Below are 17,964 nucleotides of genomic sequence, written 5' to 3' on the forward strand. Positions count from 1 at the left end.
TTGCGGAGATAGAACTGTGCAGCAATACGTACTCTGGTATCAAGAATTAGGCATGGGTGACGTCAACTTGGTTGGCGGTAAAAATGCTTCTCTAGGCGAGATGATCAGCAATCTGGCCAATGCCGGTGTTCAAGTACCTGGCGGATTTGCGACAACTTCCCATGCGTTCAACGAGTTCCTTGAACAAAGCGGAGTTAACCAGAAGATTTATGACATTCTAGCCACACTGGATGTAGATGATGTCAATGCGCTGGCTAAAGTAGGTGCACAGATCAGACAGTGGGTTATCGACACTCCATTTCAACCAGCATTAGAGCAAGCGATTCGTGAAGCTTACGATAAACTTGCCGCTGAAACTAGCGAAGCGTCATTCGCGGTACGTTCTTCTGCAACAGCTGAAGATATGCCAGATGCCTCTTTTGCGGGTCAGCAAGAAACCTTCTTAAACGTAAAAGGATTTGAATCCGTACTGACAGCGATCAAGCATGTGTACGCTTCACTCTTTAACGATCGCGCTATTTCCTACCGTGTGCATCAAGGTTATGAGCACCACGGTGTTGCCTTGTCTGCTGGCGTACAACGCATGGTTCGTTCAGATAAAGCGGCTTCAGGTGTGATGTTCACTATGGACACTGAATCTGGCAATAACGATGTGGTGTTTATCACTTCATCTTTTGGTCTGGGTGAAATGGTTGTTCAAGGCGCGGTAAACCCAGATGAATTTTATGTTCATAAACCTATTTTAGCTTTAGGTCACAAGGCTGTTGTGCGCCGTAATATCGGTAGCAAGCTCATCCAAATGGTGTATTCAGATGATGCTGCTCACGGCAAACAAGTCAAAATTGAAGACGTGACTGCTGACAAACGTCGTCAATTCTCTATCAATGACGCTGAAGTTGAAGAATTAGCCAAACAAGCCATGGTGATCGAAAAGCATTACGGTCGTCCAATGGACATCGAATGGGCAAAAGACGGCAATGATGGCAAATTGTATATCGTTCAAGCGCGTCCAGAAACGGTTCGTAGCCGTGAAGATGTGCAATTGATTGAACGTTATCACTTAAAGAGCCGTGGCGCTGTGATCTGTGAAGGTCGCGCTATTGGCCATAAAGTGGGTACTGGCGTAGCCAAAGTATTAACGTCAATCGCCGATATGGATCAAATCCAACCTGGTGATGTGTTAGTGACAGACATGACAGATCCTGATTGGGAACCTATCATGAAGCGCGCAAGTGCTATCGTCACAAACCGTGGCGGTCGTACCTGTCATGCGGCGATTATCGCCCGCGAATTAGGTGTGCCAGCGGTGGTGGGTTGTGGTGACGTGACTGACCGTATCAAGAATGGTCAAATCGTAACTGTTTCTTGCGCCGAAGGTGACACTGGCTTTATCTACGAAGGTAAACAAGAGTTTGAAGTGATTTCAAACCGTGTTGACTCTCTGCCTGCATTGCCAATGAAAATCATGATGAACGTGGGTAACCCTGATCGTGCATTTGATTTTGCCCGTTTGCCAAACGAAGGTGTGGGTCTAGCGCGTTTAGAATTCATCATCAACCGTATGATCGGCATCCATCCAAAGGCACTGCTCGAATTCAATCAACAGGATGCAGCGTTGCAAACTGAAATCAACGAAATGATTGCTGGTTATGAATCACCTGTTGAGTTCTATATTGCCCGTCTGGTTGAAGGTATTGCGACTATCGGTTCAGCTTTCTATCCGAAGAAAGTGATCGTACGTATGTCAGACTTTAAGTCTAACGAATACGCAAACTTGGTTGGTGGTGATAGATACGAGCCAGAAGAAGAGAACCCAATGCTGGGCTTCCGCGGTGCGAGCCGTTATATTTCTGAATCCTTCCGTGACTGTTTTGCCCTTGAGTGTGAAGCGATCAAACGTGTTCGTAATGACATGGGTCTGAAAAACGTTGAAGTCATGATCCCATTCGTTCGCACAGTGAAAGAAGCTGAGCAAGTGGTCGGCCTGCTCAAAGAGCAAGGTTTAGAGCGTGGTAAAGACGGTTTACGTGTCATCATGATGTGTGAAGTGCCTTCAAACGCCCTGTTAGCAGACCAATTCCTTGAGCATTTCGATGGCTTCTCTATCGGCTCAAACGATTTAACTCAGCTGACACTCGGCCTTGACCGTGACTCAGGTATCATTAGCCATTTATTCGATGAGCGTGATGAAGCCGTTAAAATGCTACTTTCATTAGCCATTAAAGCGGCTAAAGCGAAGGGCGCTTACATAGGTATTTGTGGTCAAGGTCCTTCAGATCACGCCGATTTTGCGGCTTGGTTGGTCGAGCAGGGCATAGATACCGTATCGTTAAATCCAGACACTGTGATTGATACTTGGTTGTATTTAGCCGAAGCGCACGGTTGATCTCGATTGTAATTTTATAAACTTGTTAAAAAAGCCGCTTTTTAGCGGCTTTTTTTTGTTTATAATGGCGCCATAACGATAATTGACAGAAGCCATCTATGCTACCCCTGCTATCACATCAACAAACATTAGAGCCAGTGTATTTGGCATACCTTGATGCACTGGAGCAAAGTGAGTATTCCGGTGATATAGACAAACGTTACAGCGCGCGTTTAGTGCAAGCAACGGACAACTCAGTATATCAATTTTTACCTCAAGCCGTGTTATATCCTAAAAATCAGCAGGATATTCAAATTGCATTGACGCTGGCTGCCACGGACGCATTTCGCAGCGTGACCTTCAGTGCGCGGGGTGGCGGTACTGGTACCAACGGACAATCCCTGACCCATGGTTTGATTTTGGATGTGTCGCGTTACATGAACCGTGTGCTTGAAGTGAATGCTGAGCAAGGTTGGGTTCGAGTTGAAGCTGGCGTGATTAAAGATGCGCTTAACGATGCATTGCGTCCCCATGGATTCTTCTTTAGTCCCGATTTATCCACTTCAAACCGCGCCACGATTGGTGGCATGATCAATACCGATGCCTCGGGTGCGGGCTCACTGGTCTATGGTAAGACGTCAGATCACGTGCTAGCGCTGCGCAGTGTGCTGATCGATGGCAGTGTGCTGGATACGCATCCCCTAGATGCGGGACGACTGTGTAACCCCGATAATGTCAGTGATAATTCGCTGGGGCAGAAACTGATTTTTGCTGTGGCGGCGGTATGCCGCGAAAAGCGAACTCAAATTGAAAACCAATTTCCTAAGCTCAATCGTTTCCTTACTGGCTATGACTTAAAACACGTGTGGAACGACAACCTGACGCAATTCGATTTATCACGAATTCTGACGGGCTCAGAGGGCACACTTGCGGTGATAACCGAAGCCAAACTTAATCTCACCCCGCTGCCGACTGAGCGCGCTATGGTGAACATTAAGTACGATTCGTTCCAATCGGCATTGCGTCATGCGCCATCCTTAGTTGCCGCGCGGGCGACTGTGGTCGAAACCGTCGATTCAAAAGTGCTTAATTTAGCCCGCGAAGATATTGTCTGGCATTCGGTATCTGATCTTATCCAAGAAGTGCCAGGTAAAGTTATTGATGGCCTCAATATGGTCGAATTTGCAGGTGACACGGTCGACGTTGAGCAAAAGCTCGCGAGTTTGGAAGCTGTGTTAACTGAGCAGATTAGCAAAGGCGAGTGCGGTGTATTGGGTTACCAAGTGACGCAAGATAAGCCGAGTATCGAAAAAATTTACGGCATGCGTAAAAAAGCCGTTGGCTTACTCGGCGCCACTAAAGGTCGCCGCAAACCCATCGCCTTTGCAGAAGATACCGCGGTACCGCCCGAAAAACTCGCCGATTACATTATGGAGTTTCGCGCCTTACTCGACGGGCATAATCTGCAATACGGTATGTTCGGCCATGTGGATGCGGGCGTGTTGCATGTTCGTCCAGCGCTCGATATGTGCGATGTTGAAGATGAAAAATTACTACGAGTCATTTCTGATCAAGTCGCGGCACTGACGCTTAAATACGGCGGCCTAATGTGGGGCGAGCACGGTAAAGGCGTGCGCGGTGAATACGGTCCAGCTGTCTTTGGTGATGAACTTTTCGGTGTATTGCAAGATATCAAAGGTTTGTTCGACCCTGATAACCGACTAAACCCCGGCAAGCTGGTGGCGCCTAAAGATACAGGTGCCCTCTATTACGATGTTGACAGTGCTAAGCGCGGTAAGTTTGATCGACAAATCCCCGTTGATGTGCGTGATGCGTTCCCCGATGTGATGAATTGTAACGGTAATGGCCTGTGTTTTAATTACAGTAGCTATTCGCCCATGTGCCCATCGTTTAAGGTGACGGGTGACAGAGTGCAGTCGCCTAAGGGGCGTGCAGGGCTCATGAGAGAGTGGCTAAGGCTGCTTGAGGCTGAAGGGGTTGATGTTAATGCCCTCGCAAAAGCGAAACCTTTTGGTATATTGCAGCGCATACAAAATACCATCAATGCCAAACGTGATTATGATTACTCCCACGAGGTGATGGAATCGCTCAAGGGCTGTTTGGCCTGTAAAGCCTGCTCTGGACAATGTCCGGTAAAAGTGGATGTGCCTAAGTTTAGGGCGCAGTTCTTCAATATATACTATCAACGCTATTTAAGACCCGCGAAAGACTATCTCGTTGCAGGGATTGAAGATAGCTTGCCATTGATGGCCGCGGCACCGCGTCTCACTAACTTTGTCGCACAAAATCCATTGAGCCAATGGGTGATTAAACAGGCGATTGGTTATGTGGATGCGCCTGCGTTATCTGTGCCGACTTTGAAGCAAAGACTCGATGGTCATGCAAGCCGCGGTTACGACTTAGCTGCGTTGCAAGCGATTCCAGAAGAGAAGCGCTCGCAGTTTGTGTTGGTGGTACAAGATCCCTTTAACAGTTTCTATGACTCAGGTCTTGTGTTGCGCTTTATCCAATTAATTGAAAAACTCGGCTTAAAGCCGGTGTTATTGCCCTATAAACCCAATGGTAAGCCAACACATATCAAGGGATTTTTAGATAAGTTTGCTAAAACGGCGCAGTCGAGTGCGGACTTTCTGAACCAAGTCCATAAACTGGGCATGCCCATGGTCGGTATCGATCCTGCCTTAGTCTTGTGTTATCGCGATGAATATCGTGAAGTCTTAGGGGCTAATCGCGGTAATTTTGAGGTCAAGTTAGCCAACGAATGGCTACTGAATGTCATCAAAGATTTACCTGCAAAAGCTGCGCAAGGTAAGCAATATACTTGGTTTAGTCATTGTACCGAATCGACGGCCAAGCCAAATACCGCCAATGAGTGGACTAAAATCTTTGCCCATTTCGGTGCTAAGTTAACCGCAGTTAATTTAGGTTGTTGTGGTATGGCGGGAACCTATGGTCATGAGGCGGAAAACCTCGAGCGCTCTAAGGCCTTGTTCGACATGTCTTGGCAGCAAATGTTAGCAAGAATTGAGCAGCCGCAAGTGTTAGTGTCTGGCTATTCGTGCCGTAGTCAGGTAAAACGTTTTGCCGGTTACAAGCCAAAGCATCCACTTGAGGCCTTACTTGAGTTAGTAAACGCGTAATGGTCCTTATTACTTAAATTGACCAGCAAGGCCGTAATTATCCTCACTGGTATATCCAAGTGTTGAATGTCACACTAAAGCCAGCCGCAAGGCTGGTTTTTTTATGGATGATGGAGGCCTAGATGGAAAAGATGACTTACAGTATTCAACACACGCTCAAACAATTCGCCGCTGATAGTAGGCTAACCTCGGTTGCGCCATTGTGCAGTGAAGTCCCATTGTTTGACATTAACGCCTTGGGTGATTGGACATATCTAGGCACATCGCTGCCAGCCAAGTTTGCTAAGTTGTTCGCCAGTATTTTGCATTGCATCGATGATGAGTATTTCTTAATTACCCCAGTGGAGAAGGTGCGAGTGCGGGTTGAAGATGCTCCCTTACTGATTGTCGATTTCGAGCGAGCGCAACCCCATTCGCTGCTCAATGTAAGAACCAGTATTGAAACACAGCACCATAAAGTCGATATAAAACAGATGAAGCTCACCGATGACAGTGTTTATTTGCCGCTTGAGCGCGGTTTATGGGGCAAATTAGGTCGGGCCTGTTACTATAATTTTGTGAATGAATTCAATTTATCTGATCTAGATGAGGAATGAGCTCGTAGGTTAATCGCATAATTTGCTGTGGTCTAAGCTAGTTTATTATGGGTTAAGTGGTAGTATTAAAACTAACTCTGGGTTCCTATGATGGCGTGCAGAGTAAGTGAAAACGCGTTAAACCTTTGCTGTAGGAGGTGCTGTTTGAATCGTCATGAAAGCTTAGGCTATCTTGTCTCCCACTTAAATATCGAGCTGCAAAATGAGCTTGATCTGCATCTTAAGCGATATCAACTCGATATAAAACTGTGGCCTGTGCTGTTTGCTTTGTGGCAAGAAGAGGGCATAAGCCAAACTGAATTGTCTAAGCGTTGCGATGTGGCAAATTACACTATGACGCGCTTACTCGATCAGTTACAGGTGCAAGGTCTTATTACTCGCCATCAAGAAGTCGATAATCGGCGTGCTTTCCAAATCTTTTTGACCGATGAAGCAAAAGCATTAGAGCAAGATCTTATCTGCGAAGCTGAGCGGGTCAATGAAAAATTCCTGTCAAATTTAAGTGAAGATGAACAACAGACATTCATTTTACTATTAAATAAAATCAACCGTTTGGCTTGAGATTTTGAATCTAATGGGTATGGAGGAAAACTGTGGTTTAGCCGTTTTTACTTCTATCTGTATGTGGTTATCTAAATCATTTTCCAGTTTAATCCCACCCACTATGCCTCACTTTGCGGGATTAAACTGGTTTGATTAATTCAAGTAAAGTGCAAAGACGCAAAGCAGACTTACGGCTATCACTGAGTGCTGTAAATAACGCCGGCTAGCTAATAAATTTTCTTTACCTTGTTTTAGGCTAGCGACGAGTCTATGTTGCTTATAAATTCGGCACATGAGTTCATCGGTTTGGGGATCGATAAGCAGTTCAAACTTGCAAGGCGCGCCGTCTTTAAGCTGAATGGTATGCTCGCTTTGAGGCTTAAAGTTAAGCTTGTGCGACACCATCTGGCCATTAACGAAGACCCGCTCTAAACCACTCCAATTGCTGGCTTGCAGTTCTACCACATCTTGGTTGATATCATATTTGAAACGGATCATAGCGCTATCCTGTGCTGGGACCTGATAGACTAATTCAAGCAGACAAATATGACGTTTTCCAGCGTGATTAAATGAATATTCTGTGTCGAAATTAAAAGCGCGGTTAAACCATGAGCTTAGTGATAGATTAAATTTTAGATAACAAAAAAGCGACCAGAGGTCGCTTTTTTCAATATTTGACGGGCATAAAAAATAATAAACGCGTAGAAAAATTACTGCTTAGCGGCTTCGATAATGGCTTTTGCCATTTCATCAGCCACGGCGCCGGTTGTACGGTTCTGCGCATCGGCTTGGCTGAATATTTTAAGCAGCGTGTTGTAAATTTCTTCTACTTTAGCCGTCGATTTTGCTGCGTCGTAATCTTTTTCGAACGACACGTTGATAATACCGCCTGCGTTGATCACATAGTCTGGCGCGTAAAGTATGCCCATTTCTTTCAGTTGTTCACCGTGGCGTACTTCGGCTAATTGGTTGTTGGCACAGCCAGCAACAATTTTGGCTTTCAGTTGCGGTAAGGTCGCATCGTTTAAGGTTGCGCCAAGGGCACAAGGGGCATACACATCCACATCTTGCGCGTAGATTTCTTGAGGCGCGACAACAATGGCACCAAAGTCGGTAGCGACTTTATCTAACGAGGCTTGATGAATGTCGGTAACAATCAGTTCAGCGCCTTCGTTATGCAAGTGTTTGCACAGGTAATAGCCAACGTGACCGACGCCTTGAACGGCGATTTTAAGGCCTTTAAGGCTGTCTAAACCAAGTCTATGTTTAACCGCAGCTTTGATGCCTAAATAAGTGCCAAGGGCTGTGAACGGTGATGGATCGCCACTTTTGCCTTCAAGGCCCGCCATATAAGGGGTTTCTTCATGGGCGATCATAATATCAGCCGTAGTAGTGCCAACATCTTCCGCTGAATAGTAGCGGCCACCTAGGCTGTTAATCAAACGGCCAAAGGCGCGGAATAGGGCTTCGCGATCTTGTCTTTTCGGATCGGCAATGATCACTGATTTGCCACCGCCCATGGTTAAACCTGCTAGGGCATTTTTATAAGTCATGCCACGAGAGAGGCGTAATACGTCAGTAAGGGCTTCATCATCCGATTGGTAGTTCCACATCCTACATCCACCCACGGCAGGACCAAGGTTAGTGTTATGGATGGCGACAATGGCCTTTAAGCCACTTTCTTTATCATGACAGAATACAACCTGTTCATGTTCGTCAAAGGATACATGATTAAATACAGCCACGTGAATTTCTCCGCTATACACAATGAAAAAGCCGACGAGGTGAGCCTCTATCGACTGCTTGTTATATTTATTGCAGAACCATAGCATTTAGCGATACTCTCAACCATGCATAATGACCGAATAAATACATTATTTGTGGCAATTTAGCTTTCCACTTTACGTAAACGTAAGCTTTGCGATTAAGAATGGATTGTACTGAATTTAACGTAACGAATAGAATGAATCGCGTACTGATCCCAAGAATTAGGTTCGCGTTATAACAATAAGATAGGACGGAAGTATGACTGAACAAGCTGTCGACCAAACTCAACAAAATTTATCAGCTGAAGAAATAGAAAAGCTGCGTCAAGAGTGGGTCAGAACTCAATTTCAAAAAGCCAATCGTTTTCTCGCTGAAAAAGGCGTGATCCCAAGCAAAGTCCTAGCCGATGAAAGCCGTTATCTTGCGCCTTATATGGCGATTTGGAAGATGGAATCAAAGCGTCCAAGCAACAAAACCTATTGGGTGATGTCAGGTGATTTACCGTCGGATTTTGTCGATGTGAAAGTGGCGGCTACGGCCCGTGATGCCGTGCGTCATTTCTCTATGATGTGGCAAATGCAGGCGGAAAACTTAGTGCGTTCGGGTGCAACCCGTGATGCCACTCAGGCTAAATTTGCTCAACTATTAGTATCGCGTGCCGAGAGTTTATATCGTATGCACAACGACGATAAACTGTGGAATGCTTAAACTCAAATGAGTTGAGGATTGTATTTAGATAGTATTGAGTTAATACAGTCACTTGTGTTGATTGATACTGATAATTGAAATAACAATAAGGCACTCAGTTGAGTGCCTTTTTTATACTGACTTTTATGTTGATTTCCTATGTTAAGAACAAGGTCATCGAACAAAGTCGATAGGGCTTATTCTTCGCTGTCGCTCAAGTAGTAGAAACCTTGATTGATGAGTTTCAACAGTAGGGCTTGGACTTCTTCATGCTGACATATTTCAGCCGCTTCATCGGCGTTTAAGCTGACGTTATCGCTCAACTGTGCGATTACGTCTGCCGGTGTTTGGGGCAGTTCGTGTACATCACCATTGATGAATAATCGCGGCGTGGCGTCATTTTCAAGGCGCAATACTTTCAAACCACCGATACGGCTCACTCCAGCACCTTGGGCGAAGGCATCTTGCAAATCTTCCATGCTGTAAGCTTCTTCGCCTTCACACAAATCAAGCTCGAAACGGTTTTGACTGAGTAGCTTACCTAACACGATTTGGTAGCTATTGGGATCTTGGCTCAGCTGACTCAAGAGTGACATTATGCCCACTTGATGATCTTGGCTGACAATACCCGCTGAACTCGGTTCAGTTTGCGATGTGAAACGCTGCTGACCTAAGTTATTGTCGAGCAAATAATCGGCGACTTCACTGACTAATTCTTGCTGGCTAGGAGCGCGGAAACCAATCGAGTAACTCATTGCCACAGTTAGGGTTTCGCCGCAGTGTGGGAAACCAGGTGGAATATAAAGCATGTCGCCTTTTTCTAACACTACATCGATAATGGGTGTGAAGTCTTCAACCAGCGGCGAGTTGGGATTGCCACCGCGGCGTTGTTGCGGGGTATTGTCACCCACAGTCCAGCGACGCTCACCTTCGCCTTGAATGATAAACACATCGTAGTTATCGACGTGCGGGCCGACACCGCCACTTGGGGTTGCAAATGATGCCATCAAGTCATCGAAGCGCCAGTCAGGTAAAAAACGCAGCGCTTCAACTAATGGTTGCGAATCTGGGTACCAATGGTTGACGGCTTGCACTAATAATTGCCAATGGGTTTCGCCATAGCTGTCGTAATCTTCAAACGGACCTTGCCCCACTTCCCAATCATTGTCTTTGGTGACAACGATACGTGAAGAGATTTCTTCTTCACAGGCAAGGCCAGCTAATTCATCGGCGCTGATAGGATCTTCAAATTGCGGAAAGGCTTTTTTGATCAACAGGGGTTTCTTTTGCCAGTATTCACTAAGAAACTGGGCGATATCGAGATTGAGTGTATACATAGTGTTAAAAAAGGCGACCACATCACGGTGATGTGGGTCGCCTTAATCCTTATTTCTGTTTAAGAAAGAGTATTGTCCGTCGCCAATTTCAGTTAATAACTAATTTCAGTCAATAGCTTAATATTAGTTAATCGCCAATTTTAATTAATAACTTACTTCAGTTCGTCGACAAACGTTTCGGCACGACCAATGTAGTTGGCTGGCGTCATTTTCTTCAGTTCAGCCTTCACTGAGTCTGGTAATTCAAGTCCGTCAATAAACACTGACAGTTGCTGCGCGTCGATACGTTTACCGCGCGTCAGTTCTTTTAATTTTTCGTATGGCTTTTCAATACCATAACGACGCATTACCGTTTGTACGGGTTCTGCTAACACTTCCCAGTTGTGATCTAACTCATCACGCAGATGCGCTTCGTTAACTTCTAACTTGCTGATGCCTTTTAAGGTCGCTTGATACGCGATCAACGCATGGGCAATACCCACACCTAAGTTACGCAGTACAGTCGAGTCAGTTAAGTCACGTTGCCATCTTGATAACGGCAGCTTAGACGCTAAATGTTGCATCAGGGCGTTAGCGATACCTAAGTTACCTTCAGAGTTTTCAAAATCGATTGGGTTAACTTTGTGCGGCATAGTCGATGAACCGATTTCACCGGCGATAGTGCGTTGTTTGAAGTGACCTAGGGCGATGTAACCCCAAATATCACGGTCAAAGTCAATCAGCACAGTGTTGAAACGGGCAACTGCATCAAATAATTCGGCAATGTAATCGTGTGGCTCGATTTGCGTCGTGTAGGCATTCCAGTGCAAGCCAAGGCTAGTCACAAAACGCTCAGACAGCTCATGCCAATTAACTTCAGGATAGGCTGACAGGTGAGCATTGTAGTTACCTACGGCACCATTCAGTTTACCCATGATTTCAACATTGGCGATTTGTTTGATTTGACGTTCAAGGCGCACTGCGACGTTCGCCATTTCTTTACCGAGCGTCGAAGGTGACGCGGGTTGGCCATGGGTACGTGACATTAATGGCACAGAGCGATATTCAATCGCCAGCTTTTTAATTGCCGTCAGTAACTCATTGCAGTAGGGCAGTAAAACATGCTCACGAGCTTCAGTCAGCATTAAACCGTGGCTTAAGTTGTTGATATCTTCAGAAGTACAAGCAAAGTGAACAAACTCACCCACAGCGGCTAATTCGCTATTGCCTGCGATTTTTTCTTTAATGAAGTATTCAACCGCTTTTACATCGTGGTTAGTGGTGCTTTCGATAGCCTTAACACGCAGCGCATCTTGTTCGTTGAAATTGTCTTTAATGCCATCGAGTACGGCGATAGCTGACGCGCTCAATGTTGGCACTTCGCTAATGTCTGGACAGTCGGCTAACAGTTTTAGCCAATTGATTTCAACCTGAACACGGTACTTGGTAAGACCGAACTCGCTGAAAATCCCTCTCAATGACGCGGTTTTACTACCATAACGACCGTCTACCGGAGAGATAGCAGTTAGTGCGGAAAGATCCATGTGTAGCTCCTTGATGAACGCTAATTTTATTATAGGGTAAGACTTTTCTTGGCTGTATCGACTATGGCTTTGCGGGCGAAGACTAAGTGTCGACGTTTACCGCCCAACTGACGCCACAGTACTGCGCTGCGTATAGCGGCAAGCAGCAGAGCACGAATTTTATGTTGTACAATAGGGCGCTGCAAACACACAGGATTACCCGATATTTGGATTTTTGGCCCTAAATTACTGATGATGTCACTGTAAATGCTGGCAAGATTGGCAACAACTTGCTCATCTGTGATGGCAAAATGATGTAGCTGGCGATTCACTTGATTAATACGTTCAGCCAACATGCCTAAGCCACTGTTAGAGCGCACGAGTTTACGCTCAAGGGCAAGCACGCCCACTAAATAGCGGGTGATTTCAACATCTTTTTGGCTGCTGTCACCGAGCTGATTCAGGATCAGTTTATAGCCTTTTTGCAATACGATTTTATCTTGGTAGACATCGGCCGTATTGTCAGGATTGGTGACGAGAATGGTGTTTAAGCTCGCTGCGAGCTCGGCATTATCCAATTCGCCATGGCGCGCTAAATGTTGAACTTGGGCAATGGCTTGCAGTATGCCTGCAAACGCCATAGTCCGATTAATGAGTTGCTCGTTCACGCGTTACCCTCGGATTAATTGATCTATGATGCCGCCACCTAGGCAGACCTCACCATCATAAAATACCGCAGACTGTCCAGGCGTCACCGCCGCAACAGGTTCATCGAAGACCACGCGCAAGGTGTGTTCATCTGTGTAGGTTAATGTACAAGGCACATCTTGTTGGCGATAACGGGTTTTCACTGCGATATGACAACCATCGACAGGCCCAGTTCTATCTACCCAATGCAGTTGGTTAACTGTCATGCCGGTCGACATCAAACGGGGATGGTGTCCGCCTTGACCCACGATCAATACGTTACGCTCAAGATCTTTATCGACCACATACCAAGGATCGTCATTGCTGTTTTTCATGCCGCCAATGCCTAAGCCTTTACGTTGGCCTAAGGTGTGGTACATGAGTCCTTGGTGCGTGCCTATGACTTCACCTTCTGGGGTTTCAATATTGCCAGGCTGCGCCGGTAAATAAGTCCCTAGAAATTCAGTGAACTTGCGCTCACCGATAAAGCAGATGCCAGTACTGTCTTTTTTGTCATGGGTGATTAAGCCCATTTCTTTGGCAATTTCACGAACTTGATATTTTTCGAGCTCACCGACAGGGAACAGGCTTCGGGCAACTTGCTCGTGGCTTAAGGTGTAGAGGAAATAACTTTGATCTTTATTGCCATCAACGCCGCGGAGCATTTGCGTACTGCCGTCGCTGTTATCGCTACGGCGAACATAGTGGCCCATTGCGATGTAATCGGCGTCGAGGATTTCGTCGGCAAATTCTAAAAATGCCTTAAATTTTATCTCTTTGTTGCACATGATATCGGGATTTGGCGTGCGGCCGGCTTTATATTCGGCGAGGAAATACTCAAATACATTGTCCCAATATTCGGCAGCAAAGTTGACTGTATGTAGCTTGATCCCGAGCTTGTCGCATACGGCTTGGGCATCTTTTAAATCTTCTGCGGCCGCGCAGTACTCGTTGTTGTCATCTTCTTCCCAGTTCTTCATGAAAAGGCCTTCAACCTGATAGCCTTGCTGCATAAGCAAATAGGCTGAAACAGATGAATCTACACCGCCGGACATGCCGACAATGACTTTTTTTCCTGTATGAGTGGGTTCGATTGATGTCATAAATCCTAAAAACCATTGAGTATGTGTATTGGCTAGGTGGATGAATTTAAGCCGCGACATTGAGCGCGTAACAAAAATACCTAACCTAACTAAAAATATGGGCTAACTAAAAATCCAAGCTCGCTTTACATCTAGGTGCCGTGTGCTGCTGATTGCTAAATCAAACTTTGCCAGCGCTATCAAATAAAATGAGTCCGCAAACTGTCAGTAAACCTCGCATTTACGGCCAACTATTTATTTGCTGTACAAGGCCTCTGCAGTAGCACACGCATTAAGCTTAGCCAGCCGTTTATGCGGGGCGGTATTCTATCACGCCTTGCTCGCTTGGGCTATCGTGAGGCGGTCACTATTGAGTAAGCTAAGGGGATAAGTTTGGCCATTTTGTGCCTGATTGAGATAGTCTTTTAAGCAATCGAGTACTAAGGGACTGCGCAGTAAAGAGGACTTGGCTTCTATCTGCGCAAGACTTAACCAATGCGCACTATGGATCGCTTTATCCTGCGGCGCAGGTGAGGGCATATCATCTAACTGCACAAAAAAAGTAAAGCGCACAAAGGCTAAGTCTTCACTGGCGCTGAATTGATAAATGCCGACGAGTCCTTGGGGTTTGAGTGAAAGGCCCGTTTCCTCAAGCACTTCGCGCTCACAGGCTTGGATTAAGCTTTCATTCGCTTCTAAGTGACCCGCTGGCTGATTAAAGCGCTGCTCTCCTTCAATCCACTCTTCCACCATCAGATATTTGTCCAGTGAAGTCGCATGAATAATACAAGCGACGGTCACATTGGGTTTATATCTTTGACTCATGGAGCCTCCTTTGAGTGGATTTGAATGAAGAAAGTAGGCTGAAATTTAGACTTCATCACCGAGACGGATACATTTGTGCTCACCCGATGGCAAATTATCTAGACTCCATTGGCCTATTTTATAACGGATTAATCTTAAGGTCGGAAAACCGATATGCGCTGTCATGCGTCTGACTTGGCGGTTGCGGCCTTCATGAATTTGGATTTCTAGCCAAGTTGTTGGGATATTTTTGCGCTCTCTCACCGGTGGATTACGTGGCCAAATGTCGGGTGAATCCATGATTTTGACTTTAGCAGGCAGCGTCATACCATCATTTAATTCAACACCTTGGCGCAGTTTTGTCAGTACATCTTCCGTCGGAACGCCTTCCACTTGCACCCAATAGGTTTTAAAGGTTTTCTTTTTTGGCTCTGTCAGCCTTGCCTGTAATTGACCGTCATTAGTCAGCAACAACAAGCCCTCACTGTCTCTGTCTAAGCGGCCTGCGGCATACACGTCAGCAATGGGAATGTAGTCTTTTAGGGTTTTACGACCTTGTTCATCGGTAAACTGGCAAAGTACATCAAAAGGCTTATTAAACAGCACGATAATTGGTGCGAGCGTTTGACTCTGCACCGGTTTTGCCGCCGCAATTGCGCGTCGATTAGGATTTTTAAAGGGTTCTTTCTTTAAACTGCCATTGGCATTTCGTGCTGGCGCCACTTTGCTATCTACGGCGGTAGCGCGGTTGGCAGGGCCTCTGCTGGCGGGCTTAGCGGGTTTAATCGGGCTCTTGGCTGGGGAACTTGCGCTGGCATTGGCACCTTTAGGTTGAAACTTGTTTTTGTTCATACTTTTGCTAACAGGAGGTTGAGACACGCTTACCTGACTTGATTGAGTCGTTAATGTGGTCATAGTGTACTTGGCATTCGCCGTTAGTGGAATTTGAATATTATTGCGAATGCTCTATGATGTCGGCCAGAAAATGTGATCTGTGCCTAAATGTTTATTAGGTTTTAATGAGTCGTTGTAACAAATTTTAGCTTGCGCGCAAAGACAGAAGGGCATTGAGAATTTGAAAGGTGAGGGCGTGGTCGATTGCCTTGATTGATATTTTCCCTGTGCTCAGATTTGTTCGCCATGCTATAAAATTATTATAAAAAATATTAAATTTTACAATAATGTAGGATGTAACATGAAAGATAACTCATCAACAATTATTTACACTGAAACAGACGAAGCGCCAGCTCTGGCCACCCTCTCACTCTTACCTATTATCAGAACGTTTACCGACGCCGCGGGCGTTGCGGTTGAAACCCGTGATATCTCGTTATCGGGCCGTATTATTGCCAGTTTCCCTGAGCAACTGACCGAAGCACAAAAGATTGGCGACCATCTGACTGAGCTTGGCGAGTTAGCGAATCAGCCAGAAGCGAACATCATCAAGTTACCGAATATCAGTGCTTCGATCCCACAATTAAAAGCCTGTATCCTTGAACTGCAGCAAAAAGGTTACGACATCCCTAATTATCCGGATGAGCCAAAAACCGACGCTGAAAAGTCAATTAAAACACGTTACGACAAGATTAAAGGCAGTGCGGTAAACCCAGTATTGCGTGAAGGTAACTCAGATCGCCGTGCCCCATTATCGGTGAAAAACTTCGCCAAGAAAAACCCGCATTCCATGGGGAAATGGGCCAAAGATTCCAAGTCACACGTTGCCCACATGACTGACGGTGATTTCTACGGCAGCGAACAGTCTGTTACTTTATCTGATGCGGGCAGTGTGAATATCGTGCTGACCCAAAAAGATGGTCAAGAAGTAGTACTCAAGTCCAGTCTTAAGTTGCTGGCTGGCGAAATCATCGATGCTGCGGTGTTGAGTAAAAAAGCCTTAGTGAGCTTCTATGAGCGTGAAATCGAAAACGCCAAAGCAGAAGATGTGCTGTTATCGCTGCATCTGAAAGCCACTATGATGAAAGTGTCTGATCCTATTATGTTTGGTCACGCTGTGAAGGTATTCTTCAAGCCAGTATTTGACAAACATGCGGCGCTTTTCGCTGAATTAGGCGTAGATGTTAACAACGGTTTTGGTGATGTTTATGCCAAAATAGCGACATTACCTGCTGATAGCCGCGCCGAAGTCGAAGCCGATATCGCCGCCGTTTACGCTGCGCGTCCCGCATTGGCTATGGTTGATTCTGACAAAGGTATCACCAACTTACACGTGCCAAGCGACATCATTATCGATGCGTCTATGCCTGCTGCGATTCGTTCATCTGGCCAAATGTGGGGACCAGACGGTCAACTGCATGACACTAAAGCCATGATCCCAGATCGTTGTTATGCCGGTATCTACCAAGAAACGATTGCTTTCTGTAAAGAGCACGGCGCTTTTGATCCTAAAACCATGGGCAGCGTGCCAAACGTGGGCTTGATGGCGCAAAAAGCCGAAGAGTACGGCAGCCACGATAAGACCTTTGAAATTCCTGCTGACGGTGTGGTCAACGTTGTTGATGCCAGCGGTAAGGTATTGATGAGCCATAACGTCGAAGCGGGCGATATCTGGAGAATGTGTCAAGTTAAAGACGCACCAATCCGTGATTGGGTTAAACTGGCCGTGCGCCGTGCCCGTTTAAGCAATACTCCAGCGGTATTCTGGTTAGATAGCAAACGTGCCCACGATGCGCAAATCATTGCAAAAGTGCAGCAGTATCTGCCAGAGCATGATACTGATGGCTTAGACATCAGCATTATGTCTCCAGAAGACGCGACGCGTTTGTCTTTGGCTCGCATCAAAGAAGGCAAAGATACCATTTCAGTTACGGGTAACGTTCTACGTGACTACCTGACTGACTTGTTCCCCATCCTCGAGCTAGGCACCAGTGCCAAAATGCTGTCAATCGTTCCATTAATGAACGGCGGCGGTCTATTTGAAACAGGTGCTGGCGGTAGTGCACCTAAACACGTGCAACAGCTTGAGAAAGAAGGTCACTTACGTTGGGATTCGCTCGGTGAATTCTTGGCTCTGGCAGCGTCTCTTGAGCATTTAAGCCAAACCGTGGGCAATCCAAAAGCCCAAGTGTTAGCCGATACGTTAGATCAAGCCATTGGCCAATTCTTAGATAGCAATAAATCGCCATCAAGAAGAGTCGGTGAGCTGGATAACCGTGGCAGTCATTTCTACTTAGCCATGTACTGGGCACAAGCCTTAGCAGAGCAAACGGGCGATGAGCAGTTACAAGCTCACTTCATTCCGTTAGCGCATGCGCTAGCGGCGAATGAGCAAGTGATTGTGGCTGAATTAGCGACGGCACAAGGTGCACCAGTCGATTTAGGCGGTTACTACCGTTTAGATGCGGCTAAGGCTGAAAAAGCCATGCGCCCAAGCGAGACGTTGAACAAGCTGTTGATTGCTTAATCCCGCTCGTTA

The 17,964-nt window shown here is 46.1% G+C and carries 14 protein-coding genes; 6 read left to right on the forward strand and 8 right to left on the reverse strand.

What is annotated here, in order from left to right:
- Positions 1–16: 16 nt before the first annotated feature.
- From ppsA to HGO26_RS12050, 4 genes are all read left to right on the forward strand, one after another.
- Positions 17–2,386, forward strand: coding sequence for a phosphoenolpyruvate synthase (ppsA, locus tag HGO26_RS12035; RefSeq protein WP_028759726.1), 2,370 nt, complete (start codon positions 17–19; stop codon positions 2,384–2,386).
- A gap of 98 nt (positions 2,387–2,484) precedes the next feature.
- Positions 2,485–5,526 (forward strand): D-2-hydroxyglutarate dehydrogenase YdiJ, encoded by a 3,042-nt coding sequence (gene ydiJ / locus HGO26_RS12040; RefSeq protein ID WP_168825404.1) that lies wholly within the window; start codon positions 2,485–2,487, stop codon positions 5,524–5,526.
- A 122-nt stretch (positions 5,527–5,648) separates the two neighbouring features.
- Positions 5,649–6,122, forward strand: coding sequence for a DUF1285 domain-containing protein (locus tag HGO26_RS12045; protein WP_168825406.1), 474 nt, complete (start codon positions 5,649–5,651; stop codon positions 6,120–6,122).
- A 144-nt stretch (positions 6,123–6,266) separates the two neighbouring features.
- Entirely contained in the window at positions 6,267–6,683 is a 417-nt protein-coding gene (locus tag HGO26_RS12050) for a MarR family winged helix-turn-helix transcriptional regulator (protein WP_028759729.1), read from the forward strand.
- Between the two features lie 135 nt (positions 6,684–6,818).
- Here HGO26_RS12050 and HGO26_RS12055 read toward each other — a convergent pair whose 3' ends face one another.
- Positions 6,819–7,163 (reverse strand): hypothetical protein, encoded by a 345-nt coding sequence (locus HGO26_RS12055; RefSeq protein ID WP_168825408.1) that lies wholly within the window; start codon positions 7,161–7,163, stop codon positions 6,819–6,821.
- 212 nt (positions 7,164–7,375) lie between these two features.
- The gene (locus HGO26_RS12060) at positions 7,376–8,410 is read right to left on the reverse strand and encodes a Glu/Leu/Phe/Val dehydrogenase dimerization domain-containing protein (protein WP_028759730.1); all 1,035 of its coding nucleotides are present in this window, start codon (positions 8,408–8,410) and stop codon (positions 7,376–7,378) included.
- A 280-nt stretch (positions 8,411–8,690) separates the two neighbouring features.
- Here HGO26_RS12060 and HGO26_RS12065 point away from each other — a divergent pair, with 280 nt between their 5' ends.
- Entirely contained in the window at positions 8,691–9,140 is a 450-nt protein-coding gene (locus HGO26_RS12065; protein ID WP_011789106.1) for a DUF4826 family protein, read from the forward strand.
- Between the two features lie 176 nt (positions 9,141–9,316).
- On the opposite strand, the gene HGO26_RS12070 is transcribed toward HGO26_RS12065, so the two are convergent.
- The 6 genes from HGO26_RS12070 to rluE form a co-directional block, all read right to left on the reverse strand.
- The gene (locus tag HGO26_RS12070; protein WP_168825410.1) at positions 9,317–10,456 is read right to left on the reverse strand and encodes a ribosomal protein uL16 3-hydroxylase; all 1,140 of its coding nucleotides are present in this window, start codon (positions 10,454–10,456) and stop codon (positions 9,317–9,319) included.
- A gap of 152 nt (positions 10,457–10,608) precedes the next feature.
- Positions 10,609–11,979: an adenylosuccinate lyase gene (gene purB, locus HGO26_RS12075; protein WP_113940534.1), complete on the reverse strand. Its 1,371-nt coding sequence runs from the start codon at positions 11,977–11,979 to the stop codon at positions 10,609–10,611.
- 29 nt (positions 11,980–12,008) lie between these two features.
- A complete protein-coding gene (hflD, locus tag HGO26_RS12080) occupies positions 12,009–12,626 on the reverse strand; it encodes a high frequency lysogenization protein HflD (protein ID WP_131523325.1) in 618 nt (205 codons plus the stop codon).
- Between the two features lie 3 nt (positions 12,627–12,629).
- A complete protein-coding gene (gene mnmA, locus HGO26_RS12085) occupies positions 12,630–13,748 on the reverse strand; it encodes a tRNA 2-thiouridine(34) synthase MnmA (RefSeq protein WP_168825412.1) in 1,119 nt (372 codons plus the stop codon).
- Between the two features lie 309 nt (positions 13,749–14,057).
- A complete protein-coding gene (locus tag HGO26_RS12090) occupies positions 14,058–14,552 on the reverse strand; it encodes an NUDIX hydrolase (protein ID WP_168825414.1) in 495 nt (164 codons plus the stop codon).
- A 45-nt stretch (positions 14,553–14,597) separates the two neighbouring features.
- Complete coding sequence (gene rluE / locus HGO26_RS12095) at positions 14,598–15,383, reverse strand: 23S rRNA pseudouridine(2457) synthase RluE (protein WP_211085895.1); 786 nt, start codon at positions 15,381–15,383, stop codon at positions 14,598–14,600.
- A gap of 343 nt (positions 15,384–15,726) precedes the next feature.
- On the opposite strand from rluE, the gene HGO26_RS12100 reads away from it, so the two are divergent.
- Positions 15,727–17,952 carry an NADP-dependent isocitrate dehydrogenase gene (locus HGO26_RS12100; RefSeq protein WP_168825418.1) on the forward strand — a complete coding sequence of 742 codons (2,226 nt, stop codon included), beginning with the start codon at positions 15,727–15,729 and terminating at the stop codon, positions 17,950–17,952.
- Positions 17,953–17,964: the final 12 nt, after the last annotated feature.

The organism is Shewanella oncorhynchi (assembly GCF_012584455.1).
In the GTDB taxonomy this organism is placed as follows: domain Bacteria; phylum Pseudomonadota; class Gammaproteobacteria; order Enterobacterales; family Shewanellaceae; genus Shewanella; species Shewanella oncorhynchi.

Coding starts and splice junctions, on each gene's coding strand:
- HGO26_RS12100 (WP_168825418.1), top strand. CDS start 15,727: ATGAAAGATAACTCATCAACAATTATTTACACTGAAACAGACGAAGCG.
- HGO26_RS12045 (WP_168825406.1), top strand. CDS start 5,649: ATGGAAAAGATGACTTACAGTATTCAACACACGCTCAAACAATTCGCC.
- HGO26_RS12065 (WP_011789106.1), top strand. CDS start 8,691: ATGACTGAACAAGCTGTCGACCAAACTCAACAAAATTTATCAGCTGAA.
- purB (WP_113940534.1), bottom strand. CDS start 11,979: ATGGATCTTTCCGCACTAACTGCTATCTCTCCGGTAGACGGTCGTTAT.
- HGO26_RS12090 (WP_168825414.1), bottom strand. CDS start 14,552: ATGAGTCAAAGATATAAACCCAATGTGACCGTCGCTTGTATTATTCAT.
- mnmA (WP_168825412.1), bottom strand. CDS start 13,748: ATGACATCAATCGAACCCACTCATACAGGAAAAAAAGTCATTGTCGGC.
- HGO26_RS12055 (WP_168825408.1), bottom strand. CDS start 7,163: ATGATCCGTTTCAAATATGATATCAACCAAGATGTGGTAGAACTGCAA.
- ydiJ (WP_168825404.1), top strand. CDS start 2,485: ATGCTACCCCTGCTATCACATCAACAAACATTAGAGCCAGTGTATTTG.
- rluE (WP_211085895.1), bottom strand. CDS start 15,383: ATGAACAAAAACAAGTTTCAACCTAAAGGTGCCAATGCCAGCGCAAGT.
- HGO26_RS12070 (WP_168825410.1), bottom strand. CDS start 10,456: ATGTATACACTCAATCTCGATATCGCCCAGTTTCTTAGTGAATACTGG.